The 11,836-nt window shown below is 49.9% G+C and carries 6 protein-coding genes and 1 pseudogene; 2 read left to right on the forward strand and 5 right to left on the reverse strand.

The genetic code is table 11. The features are described 5' to 3' along the window. The first annotated feature begins 7 nt into the window (after positions 1 to 7). On the forward strand, positions 8 to 3,535 hold the full coding sequence (locus ACYVFD_RS04280; RefSeq protein WP_461088517.1) for a VCBS repeat-containing protein: 3,528 nt from the start codon (positions 8 to 10) through the stop codon (positions 3,533 to 3,535). Between the two features lie 48 nt (positions 3,536 to 3,583). Here ACYVFD_RS04280 and ACYVFD_RS04285 read toward each other — a convergent pair whose 3' ends face one another. From ACYVFD_RS04285 to ACYVFD_RS04295, 3 genes are all read right to left on the reverse strand, one after another. After that, the gene (locus tag ACYVFD_RS04285; protein ID WP_461088518.1) at positions 3,584 to 5,167 is read right to left on the reverse strand and encodes a Na+/H+ antiporter; all 1,584 of its coding nucleotides are present in this window, start codon (positions 5,165 to 5,167) and stop codon (positions 3,584 to 3,586) included. 139 nt (positions 5,168 to 5,306) lie between these two features. Further along, the gene (locus ACYVFD_RS04290; protein ID WP_461088519.1) at positions 5,307 to 6,518 is read right to left on the reverse strand and encodes a dienelactone hydrolase family protein; all 1,212 of its coding nucleotides are present in this window, start codon (positions 6,516 to 6,518) and stop codon (positions 5,307 to 5,309) included. Between the two features lie 46 nt (positions 6,519 to 6,564). Next, positions 6,565 to 7,134 (reverse strand): DJ-1/PfpI family protein, encoded by a 570-nt coding sequence (locus ACYVFD_RS04295; RefSeq protein ID WP_461088520.1) that lies wholly within the window; start codon positions 7,132 to 7,134, stop codon positions 6,565 to 6,567. Between the two features lie 368 nt (positions 7,135 to 7,502). Between ACYVFD_RS04295 and ACYVFD_RS04300 the strand changes: the two are divergent. Continuing rightward, positions 7,503 to 8,924, forward strand: a pseudogene (locus tag ACYVFD_RS04300) (glycoside hydrolase family 32 protein). Positions 8,925 to 8,978: 54 nt separating this feature from the next. Here ACYVFD_RS04300 and ACYVFD_RS04305 read toward each other — a convergent pair. Continuing rightward, positions 8,979 to 10,628, reverse strand: a complete 1,650-nt coding sequence (locus ACYVFD_RS04305) for an SMP-30/gluconolactonase/LRE family protein (protein ID WP_461088521.1) — start codon at positions 10,626 to 10,628, stop codon at positions 8,979 to 8,981. A gap of 262 nt (positions 10,629 to 10,890) precedes the next feature. After that, positions 10,891 to 11,793, reverse strand: a complete 903-nt coding sequence (locus tag ACYVFD_RS04310; RefSeq protein ID WP_461088522.1) for an FHA domain-containing protein — start codon at positions 11,791 to 11,793, stop codon at positions 10,891 to 10,893. Positions 11,794 to 11,836: the final 43 nt, after the last annotated feature.

Consider the following 11,836-nt stretch of genomic DNA (forward strand, 5'->3'; position numbering starts at 1 on the left):
CCGGTTTATGCAACGAATTTTGCTCGTACTGATACCGTTTGCGGCCTCGCTGGTCTGGGCGGTGGGTCACAACCGATCGGAGCCAACGCTGTTTCGACGACTGCCTGCCACACAGACTGGTATTGCCTTCAACAACCGGATCGACGAATCGGACTCGGTATATATTCTGCGGTTCGAATATCTTTACAACGGTGGGGGCGTAGGCATTGGTGATTTTAATAACGATGGCTTACAGGATGTCTTTTTTACGGGCAATCAGGTTTCCTGTCGATTATACCTCAATAACAGCCAACGCCCAGGGCAGCCCCTTCAGTTTACCGACGTAACGGAATCGGCCGGGGTTAACACCCACACCTGGTGTACTGGCGTTACAGTTGCCGACATCAATCAGGATGGCTGGCAGGATATTTATGTCAGCGTGGCCGGGTACGATAAAGACACGATAAAACGGGCTAACCTGCTCTTTATCAACCATACTCAGGAAAAAGGTAAGCCCGTTATCTTCCGCGAACAGGCCCACGAATACGGCCTGGACGACATGGGTTACAGCACTCAGACCGCCTTTTTTGACTACGACCACGACGGCGACCTGGATGCATATGTGTTAACCAATGCCCTGGATCGCTATAACCGCAACGCCCTGCGCCCAAAACAGACGCACGGTGAAGCGGCCAGCAATGACCGACTTTATCGGAACATGCAGGTAGAACGGGCGACCCACCAGGACTCACTCTTTCGCTCGTTCGCTTTTCCGCCCTTTAAAAATGTTACGCACGAAGCAGGCATTTTAACGGAAGGGTATGGCCTGGGGATTGCCATTGCTGATCTGAATGGCGATGGTTGGGAAGATATCTATTGTGCCAATGATTTCCTGTCGAACGATCTGATTTGGGTGAACAACCACGATGGTACGTTTACGAACCGGGCGGCAGAGTACCTCAAACACCAGACCCACAACGCCATGGGCGTCGACATTGCCGACATCAACAACGACCAGCTACCCGATATTATGGTAGTCGATATGCTGCCCAATACCAACGAGCGGCAAAAAATGATGTTGCCAGGGTATAACTATGATCGTTTCCGAATGGACGTTCAAATGGGGTACGAGCCACAGTACATGCGGAACACGTTGCAGTTGAACAGGGGCGTTAAGGAAGAAGGCAGAAAAGATGAAAATAAACGTCCGGGCTCCCGGTTGTCTGCTCGTTCGGCTGTGCTCCCTTCCGCCTGCACGCCTTCTTTCTCCGACATCTCCCAACTTGCCGGAGTAGACAAAACGGACTGGAGCTGGGCTCCGTTATTCGCCGATTTTGACAATGACGGTTACCGTGATCTGCTCATTACCAATGGGTATCGTCGCGATGTGACGAACCTGGATTTTACGGCTTATCTGGCCGATTTACACGCTGGTGGTTTTGGTGATATGCAGCAGAAAAATGCCAAAGCCTATAAAAAACTGCTGGAACTGCCCGACGTTAAGCTCCCTGATTTTTGCTATCGGAATCGGGGAGGAGAGGGTGTCCCCTCGTTTGAGGATGTATCGGAACAGTGGGGATTTACAGCCCCCAATTTCTCAAATGGGGCCGCCTATGCTGATCTGGATAACGACGGAGATCTGGATCTGGTGATTAACGCCATTAACGACCAAGCGTTTGTTTATGAAAATACCCTCAACGGAAATGACAGGCAGAACGTTGATGAGCAATCCCGGAATAACTGGTTGCGGATAGGTTTGACGAGAAATCCAGCGCAGGGTACGAAAGTGACCGTTTATACGGGTGCCAACATTCAGACGGCCGAATTTAACCCTACCCGTGGCTACGTATCCTCAGTAGAGCCGTATCTGCACTTCGGGCTGGGGGCTACCACATTGATTGACTCTGTCAAAATTAGCTGGAACGACGGTCAATATCAGATGCTCCGGCAGGTTAAACCGAATCAGTTTTTGCAGGTTGCTTATCAGCCAGTTGGCCTTTACCAGTCTTCTCCAACCGAGTTGCCGTCGACATTTCGGGATGTAGCAGCGGCTGATATGGGTCTGGATTGCGTCCATACAGAAAGCGAGTTCAACGATTTTGCCCGCACACCTTTACTGCCACACAAACATTCGCAAAACGGTCCGCCCCTGGCCGTTGCCGATGCCGACGGAAATAGACTCGAGGATTTCTTCATGGGCTCCGATTTCGGACAGAAAAGTTATGTGTATTTCCAACAGCTGGATGGCCGTTTCCGAAAAACAGAACTGCCGAAAAATGCTGATCAGGAAGATACGGGAGCGCTATTTTTCGATGCCGACAGCGATGGCGATCGGGATCTGTACGTTGTCAGTGGTGGTAGTCATGCCGATGGTCTATCAGCGGCTTATCAGGATCGGTTGTATATAAACAATGGAAAAGGCCAGTTTACACGTTCGGCCCAGGTATTACCCCAGATCAGGGAAAGTGGCTCCTGTGTGGTAGCCTGCGATTTCGATCAGGATGGCGACCTCGATCTGTTTCGGGGCAGTCGACTCAAACCGGGAAGCTATCCCATGCCCGTCAAAAGCTATCTACTCAGAAATGACAACGGTCGATTCGTTGATGTGACCCAACAGCTAGCTCCCGACTTAGGAAAGATTGGGCTGGTTACCTCGGCGGTTTGGGGCGATTTCAATAAGGATAAGGTGCAGGATCTGGCGCTTTGTGGCGAGTGGATGCCCGTGACGGTATTATACGGACAAACACAGCCAGGATCCAAAAAAGAGAAACAAAGGGCTGTGACGTATACCCTACAGGCATCACCTTCAACCGGCCAGAACCTGCCGACCGGCTGGTGGAATACGCTCGTTGCTGCCGATTTCGATGCGGATGGCGACCTTGATCTACTAGCCGGAAACCTCGGACTCAACACCAAATACAATGCATCTGCCAAAAGCCCGATGGACGTGTTTGCCGCCGATTTCGATAAGAATGGCAAGATAGACCCCATCATGACCTATTACAGCCAGGGGAAACGATGGCTACGACCTACGCGCGATTTGCTGACTGCACAAATTCCATCCATGAAACGCCGTTTCCCTGACTTTCAGTCGTATTCAAAAGCGACATTTGAGGAGTCATTTACCGACGATGAACTAAAAGAAGCGTATCATCTGCGTGCGACAGACTTCCGAACGATGTACTTCGAAAATACCGGCGCCGGGTTTCGTTTACATCCACTTCCTCTGGAAACTCAACTGGCTCCTGTTTACGGTATTCTGGTCGATGATTTCAATCAGGATGGGCATCAGGATGCTTTGCTGATTGGCAATTCGTATGCGCCCGAAACCATTGGTGGCTGGTGCGATGCCTCGAAGGGTGTATTGCTTTTAGGTACTGGAAAAGGTGGGTTCAACGTAAGCCAACATGCAGGTCTGAAGGCCGACAAGGAAGCAAAAACGATTGCCCGGCTTCGCCGAACGGATGGAACCACCTGGGTGTTGATTGGCAACAATGGAAGCCGGCTACAGGTAGTGCAGGTCGCTTCTGACATCAGAAAACAGGTTGACTTGTAAGTAGCCAATCGGGTAAGCTATTGGCAGAGCTAAGCTGAAAGATAGGGATCAAATGATTTTTAACCGCTCTTCTTCCAGATCGATCTGGTACAGCTGCTGACGAATGATTTCTTCGTCAATCCTAGGGTCTTTGTTGAGTTCGGAAAGGTATAGCCGCTGGATTTCGAGTAGTTCCACAAAAATTGATTTTGTCTTTCCATTCATCCAACTATCATCAGTGGCTTTGGTCCGTTCTTCCCATTGCTTCAGGAATTTCTCCATTCCGGCATTGCCGTTCAGCTCGGTTTCATATTTTGTTTTCAGATGCTGGAATACGTGCTGCTTCAACCCCTGTTTCATTCGTTGTCGGGTTAGCTCGTTCGATTCATCTTCTAAAATACTATCAAACACGCCCGAACGGGTTATGATAGTGGGGAGCGTTAGTCCCTGTACGACGAGGGTAAGGAGTATGACCACAAACGTGATAAACAGAATCAGATTCCGTTGAGGGAACGCGGAGCCATTGTCCAACGTGATGGGGATAGCCAACGCGGCAGCCAGCGATACCACCCCCCGCATACCCGTCCAACCGAGCAGGAGGGGTATCAGCCACCTACTTCTAAGAGATCTGGATCGGGGGGCTACACTTGGCCGAAAAATAAGCGTGGCAATCAGGGCCGCATACGAACTGATCATTCGGGCCGCAATCAGGACCCCGGTTACCAGTATACCATAGAAGATAGCTGTATGTAACGGAACGCCTTTTGCCCGTAATCCCTCCACAATTTCGGGAAGCTCCAGACCAATGATCAGAAAGACGACCCCGTTCAGAATAAACACAAAACTTTCCCAAACGCTAAAGCCCTGAATACGGCTGGCGCTGTTTAAGAAAACCATTCGTCTGGCCGACATATATAAGCCACCACTAACCACCGCCAGCACCCCCGAACAGTGTAGCTGTTCGGCCACCCAATACATAAAATACGGCTCAATGAGCGTCAGTGCTATGGATGATTGCGCATCGAGAGGAAGGCGTTTATGGGCCTGCACAAAGATCCAGGCCAAGAGTAGACCCACCCCCGCACCACCAATGACCATCCAGAAAAAACTTAAAGCCGCTTGCTGCCAGATGAACTGACCTGTACCGACTGCGACCAGGGCAAATCGAAAAACAATGAGCGAGGATGCATCGTTGAGCAGGCTTTCGCCCTCCAGAATGGCCGACGTGGACCTGGGGATTTTTACAAATTTGGTGATGGCTCCGGTGCTAACCGCATCGGGTGGCGATACGATTCCGCCCAATAGAAAGCCTAAAGCAAGGGTAAAGCCAGGTATGAGGTGGTGCGCCACTATCGCTACCGACAAGGCCGTGAAGAAAACGACCAGAAACGCAAAACTACCAATGATGCGCCACCATTTTTTCATTTCCTTGAATGAGATCGTCCAGGAAGCCTCAAACAGGAGTGGTGGAAGAAACAGAAAAAAGATAAGGTCGGGATTGATCCGTACCATGGGCAATCCCGGAATAAAGCTAACCAGCAGCCCGGCAATCACCAGCAGAATTGGATACGCAATTTTTAGTTTGTTCGCCCACATGTTTAGCAACACGATGGCCGCTACCATGGCGAGCAGAAAAGGTAAAAGGGTATGCATTAAGACGAGAGTATATGGTGTTTAGCGCTAATGTTGCTAAAAATAGACTCTTTCCACCATTTGTGCTTCAATTTATGGATCAAATTTGAGTGCTAAGGTGAAGGGCTATATGCATAAAAAGCAGAAAAAGACGAGGGAGTTAGTTGCTCTTTCGTTTAAACTGTATGGAAGCAAATCGGATAAAGTTACGCCAGTCGTAGGCCGTTAAGTTATGTTCGCCTTCCCGGTTATGGTAGCCGATAACGGAGGTCATAAGGGGGTGGTTTATCGCGGGAGGAAGGGTGGGTAGGGTAGGCTTAAGCCCATATAACGCATAGACGCTTGCGGCTTGTTTTACCGATAAGTAGGTTCCCATGGGGTCTGCCCACAAGTCCTTCGACGCATTGGTTACATACAGCGGTCGTGGCGCAATAGCGGCCAGCAGCATATGCTGATCAACAGGTAATTGGTCTTCGTTATGATTGTATTTTTTGTAATTAGGGGTAAACCAATGTGGGAAAACGGTATTGATACGACTAACTGTTTCGCCAAACCGTCGGCGAGCGAGGGCAGCTCCCGTATTGCCCGAGCAGTTTGTGACGCACAGGGCAAACCGCTGATCCTCGGCAGCCGCCCATAACGACGCTTTCCCACCTCGCGAATGCCCCACCAGAACCACCTTTTTGGCATCGATGGCAGGATCTTTTTCCAGATAATCCAGCACTCGGCTGGCTCCCCAGGCCCAGGCACCGATGGCCCGCATGCCGTCAGGGGCGGTCAACTGTTCGGGATAAAGCTGTAGCACACCGGTTGTGTATTGAATAGTGTCATCAGGGGCCAAATCGCTAACGTGAAAAGCTGCCACTGCATAACCACTATCGATGACCATTTCGGCGGGCCAGAACTCACTTTTATGCGCTCGGGTAGGGTCCGTATTGTCTTTGCCCCGGTTGTTGATCAACAGAAAAACGGGAACTGGTCCTTTTGGTTGATTCGGTATAAACAGCACCAGGTTTATAGACACTGGCCGGGTATGATTAACCACCTCAATCGCTAGTTCTTTCAAGGTAGCTTTGCCAGCCATCGCATTCGCCCGTTCGTTTTTTATGGAGTAGGTAAGCCGGTCAAATGACTTGGGCATTTGCCCGTACACCTGCTCTTCAAACAGTTGGATAATTTCAGGACGTCGAACCTTCTCCCAGTCCGCCTTAGTACGAACGGTTTGATTTTTAGTTGTTTTCAGAACATCGGGCAACGTATACGGTGGAACCTTCGACTCGTCATAGTTTGCCTCATTTTTCTGTTGCGCCTGTAGCCGAATGCAGGTCAACAGAAAAATGAAGTAAAGTAAAAAATGTCTACGGGAAAACATGCAGGTTGAGTACGACTAAAAATTAGAAAGTTTGGGGGCCTGTTCGCTATTTGCTTACCAGTTCGGTTTCGTTAAGACAGGCAAATACTTCCCGATAAAATTCAGGGTGCGATTGCCAGGTCTGAGCCGTTACCAGGTTTCCATCCCTGACGGCCTGCTGGGTCGAGTAGGTGCCACCGCCCATTTCAATTTCGCTCCGTACATGTTCATAAGCGGTTACCGTTCGCTTGTTGGCTAAACCGGCCGTCACCAGAATCTGAATACCGTGGCAGATGGCAAAGACCCACTTGCCCTGCTGGTCAAACTGGCGGACAATCTCCAACAGGTCGGCATGGTTGCGAAGGTATTCGGGGGCCCGGCCGCCCAGCAGCAAAATGGCATCGTAATCGTCGACAACTACGTCTTTGATCGTGAGGTCGGCAGCCAGACAATAGCCGGGGCGTTCCATGTACGTATCCCAGCCGGGTTCAAAATCGTGCATCACCAGGTTGAGTCGGCGTTTGCTGGGGGCTGCAATCACGGCTGTATCGCCTTCTTCCTGAAAGCGGTGGACAGCATAGAGCGTTTCGTAACTTTCGCCACCATCGCCGGTAACGACCAAAATTTTACGGTTCATAGAGGTACGTATTTTGTCAGTCAGATTTGAGTTTGTCAGAGCTATTCAGCCAATTCCATCAATCACCTGTTTGGGCATTATTGTGGGGCTGTAGATTGTAAAAGTATAAAACCCTCAATCCTTACTTCACGGATAAACACGTAACGCGAATGAAATCTAGCGTATACCTCTTTATGTTGGTCGTACTGTTCAGTCGATCGCTACTGGCGCAAACTGTTTCTGTACCGATCACGAAGCGATACCTGAATTTGCCCGTGGCTCAATCGCAAAACAGAGGAACCATGCAGTTCTGGATCGGGGATAAACTGGAGCGCTCATTCAAGATCCGATTAACCGCTGAAAAACCGGATTACTGGGTATTTTGTGATATGGCTGGGCTAAAGGGGACAACCATAGCCATACGCTATGATGGTAAGGCAGACGGATTGAGTAAACTGTATCTGGATGATAAACTTGCCGGTCAGGACTCGCTGTATGTAGAGAAAAACCGCCCCCAATACCATTTTTCCTCCCGTCGCGGCTGGATCAACGATCCGAATGGAATGATCTTCTACGAGGGAGAGTACCATTTGTTTTACCAGCATAACCCCTACGAACGGGATTGGGAAAATATGTCGTGGGGCCATGCAGTCAGCAAAGATATGGTTCACTGGGAGGAATTGCCAACGGCACTCTCGCCCGATAGCCTCGGAACGATGTTTTCCGGGTCTACCGTCATCGACTACGCCAATACGGCTGGTTTCAATCGGGGAAATACATCGGCCATGATTGCTTTTTTTACCGTTGACAGTCCAGAAAAACAAATCCAGTGCATGGCGTATAGTTTAGACAAAGGCCGCACCTGGACGAAATATGCTAAAAATCCACTGATTGATTCGAAGGCGAAGTGGAACAGTAAGGATACCCGCGATCCGCGTGTCTTTTGGTTCAGGCCGGGCAACCACTGGGTGATGGTACTCAATGAGCGGGACGGACATTCCATTTATACCTCAAAAAACCTGAAGGAGTGGCAATACGAAAGCCATGTAACGGGTTTCTGAGAGTGCCCTGATTTGTTCGAATTGCCCGTAGATGGCGATAGAAGCAAGACAAAATGGGTCATGTATGGCGCTTCAGCCACCTACATGATTGGCTCGTTTGACGGAAAAACGTTTACGCCGGAATCGGGCAAACATTACTATACCACTGGCAGTATCTATGCAGCACAAACCTTTGCGAATATGCCTGAAAGCGACCCCCGGCGCATTCAAATTGGCTGGGGACGCATTTCGCAGCCAGGGATGCCCTTCAACAATATGATGCTGCTACCAACCGAGCTGCAACTTCGAACAACCAAAAACGGCCTTAGACTGACTAGTAAACCGATTAAAGAAACCGCCCCGTTGTTTGAACCCGTACTGCAAGGGGCGTCATTAAGTGCCACCGAGGCAAACGAAAAATTGAAATCATTTACGGACTTAGATCGGTTTCGATTAACAACCACCCTTAAACTATCGCATGCGACCAGTGCAGGGTTATCGCTTTTCGGGCAAAGGATACTCAATTATGACCTGAATGCCAATTTGGTCAATGGCGTTTTCTACTCGCCAGAAACTATGACCAGTATGGAGCTGACGGCTGATATTTATGTAGATCGGACGTCTATTGAGGTGTTCATTGATGGTGGAGCCTATTCGTATTCGCTGGAAAGAAAGCCAGTGTCAGGTGCTAAAGAAAATCTTGAGTTTTGGGGTAACCGTATTGAGATCAGGGACTTCAAACTGTACACCGCTAAATCGATCTGGAAATAAGAAGCTCTAAAATGATGCGATGGCTGGCTGATGCCCTAAGTGAACTGACTAAATTTACAATCGGGGAGCTGTCGGCTTGTTGGGCTTATCCCACGCATTGGCTCCTTTACTATTCAGTTTGCGTTTGTACACTTTATCACCACAGGTCGCATAAAGGACATCGAAATTTGGGCCACCAAAACAGAGGTTGGTTACTTTTCCGTTGGGCGTTGGAAGAATGGCATTGACCCGGCCCGCCTGATCACACACCTGAATCCCCATCCGTGTAGCCACATAGAGCCGCCCATCGCGATCTGTTTTAAGGCCATCGGCTCCCGCATCATCGGCTGTGTCGGGCGAATGCAGCCAGTAATATTGTTGCTTATTAGCCAGCATTCCGTCGGGCTGGATTGAAAAACTATAGACCCAGTGAGAGCGCTTATCCGCCACATACAACAGGGTTTGATCGGGAGAAAGCGCTACTCCCGAAGCACCAAGAATGTCCGTATCGACTTTACTCTTTTTGCCATTGGGTCGTATAAGCCACACCTCACCCAGTCCATTCGGTGACGAAGTAGTCATGTAGCTGTTCCCATTGCTGGTTAGGACCCTGGCATTCTCATTCACTCCAATTCCGATCGGCGCTTTTTTTTCATTAATCCGACTGAGCTGATTATCCAGGCCTATTTTCCAGGAAGTTCCTGCAGGGGCATCGGTAAAAAATACCTCTCCCTTATCATTCGCACGTAGTCCATCTGTAGCCCGATACACTTCACCAACCAGCTGCCAGCCTTCATTTGGTACTAGAATGTCGGTCAGCATCTGGTTCTTAGAACTTCCCGTTTTGATAGGTTCGGGCCAGCCTTTCCATAGATAGCGCATGGCATCGGGGAAAATGGCCGTTCCATGTTTACCGTTATGAGCCCCTTCGCCCCAAATATGTTGCACGTCGTAGCCCGAAAAAGTCAGGGCTCGCTCCATGGTTTGGTTGGCCATCCACCAGTCACCGCCGTAGATATTGAGATCGTTGGTACCGTCCTGTAGAAAAATGCGAAGCGGTTTTGGTTCAGTTTTACGAATTAAGGTGTGATAGTGATCGGCTCCGCGTAAACCCACATAGGTACCAATGGTACTGAACACCCGGCTAAAGGCATCGGGCCGCTCCCAGGCGGCCGTAAACGCGCAGACCGCCCCACTACTTGATCCGCCAATGGCGCGATCATTCCCAGCGTGAGAAAGCCGAATAGCACGCCCGTCCGACGTTTTTCTGGTTTCTACGTCGGGTAGAAGTTCGTCCAGCAGGAACCGGGCATAGTTAGCGCCTAATCCATCGTACTCATAACTCCGGTTGAATCGGTCCAGCGCATCACCCGGATTAGCCGCTTTAACGCGCCCGTGCATGACGAACACGCCAATGGTAACGGGCATTTCTTTCTTATGAATCAGATTATCAAAAACGGCCGGGGCCTGCCATTGAATACCGTCTTGGTTTACATACACACAGGCGGGTTGCGAAGGCTGATACTGAGCGGGCACATATACCCAATATTCACGCCATGTACCTGGGAAAATTTTGGAGGTCTCGAACGTAAATTTGAGAACTTCACCTTTGGGAACTCCCTCCTGTGGCTGTGTGTCGGGATGAACCGGGTACGACTCCGTGGCCTGGGCCAACAGTAACAACGGGAGAATGGAAAAAAGGCAAAGTAGCGAAAGGACTTTCATGTACGTAGAAACGAGGTGGTATAAGAACGTGCGTCTTACTTAAACACCAAAAGGATTCATGGATAAGGATTTACTGACATCTATTTCTGAGCATTTACGTACTAAAGCACACCTGGTTTAGAGTATTTTAAATCGGTGTTTTTGTCCTGCTGAGGAACGAAGCATCTTCGGTAACTGAGAAGTGGGACGCTAGCGAAGATGCTTCGTTCCTCAGCAGGACAAAAAATATTTCATTGACTCATTTACGTTCCAGAACGTAAGCCTACAGAAGTTCAAACAGGAGTGTTACCTCGCCACCTAGTTCAATCTGATCTCCGCTTTGCAGTGGATAGCTCATGCCTGCAATATCGGCCCGCTCAATGGTGTCGTTGGGGTGTATGATTTTCGTTTTGTTTCCCCCCGCAGGCAGTCCGCCCGGATCAACGAGCAAGGCGTATCGTCTTTGTGTAGGATCATAGCGTATCGTTGCATGTGCCCGACTAACGGCTCCATTGCCAGAACCTTTCTGAGGGTCAAACCCAGGATCGTCGTCATTTAAAATGACAATGTCATTGACCCGAACCCGACCCGATGCCGTTTGGGTTGTATGGCCCCGACCAATACAGTATGTGGTCTTTTGAGCCGAATCAAGCACGTATTCTGCCTGCCCCAACTGACCCACCAGGGCAACCACGCTGGCCAGAAGCTGGGTGCTTTCGGGCTTTGCTTTATCAACTATAACCAATCCCAGATTCCCCTCCTGATAGGTGCTGTGCGGCAATGTGTCCGTAAAAAAGGCATACTCAAACTGCCAGTTTTTAGGAAGCGTAATGTAGTTGTCGGCCAGTTGACGAGCCAGCTCGGCCTGAAACTTTCCCGGTTGGTTTGCCCACAAAACGACCCGATACAGCTCTTCATCCTCAGGGTTCGTGCCTAAAACCGATAATCGTAATCCCACAGGAGCGGTGTCGGGCTCATTCTGATACGCCCGAAGTTTTCCGATGATGAATCGCATGACCTGTTCCCGAAGCTGAGCCGCTGGTGGCGGACCCGTCGGTGTTGATTTTGGTATGGTGGGGATTGATGGCTTGGGCGCTTCTTCTGATACCGATGAAGACGTAGCAGCCGACTGCCGCTCTGCCGGGGTAAACCCGAATAAATTTTTGACCTTGTCTAGTAGGCTCATGGGGTAACGCAGACATCCTGTCCGCATAGTCAGAAACGTTTAT

The sequence above is a fragment of the Spirosoma gilvum genome (assembly GCF_054776815.1).

Coding starts and splice junctions, on each gene's coding strand:
- ACYVFD_RS04295 (WP_461088520.1), bottom strand. CDS start 7,134: ATGAACCGTAAAATTTTGGTCGTTACCGGCGATGGTGGCGAAAGTTAC.
- ACYVFD_RS04310 (WP_461088522.1), bottom strand. CDS start 11,793: ATGAGCCTACTAGACAAGGTCAAAAATTTATTCGGGTTTACCCCGGCA.
- ACYVFD_RS04305 (WP_461088521.1), bottom strand. CDS start 10,628: ATGAAAGTCCTTTCGCTACTTTGCCTTTTTTCCATTCTCCCGTTGTTA.
- ACYVFD_RS04285 (WP_461088518.1), bottom strand. CDS start 5,167: ATGCATACCCTTTTACCTTTTCTGCTCGCCATGGTAGCGGCCATCGTG.
- ACYVFD_RS04290 (WP_461088519.1), bottom strand. CDS start 6,518: ATGTTTTCCCGTAGACATTTTTTACTTTACTTCATTTTTCTGTTGACC.
- ACYVFD_RS04280 (WP_461088517.1), top strand. CDS start 8: ATGCAACGAATTTTGCTCGTACTGATACCGTTTGCGGCCTCGCTGGTC.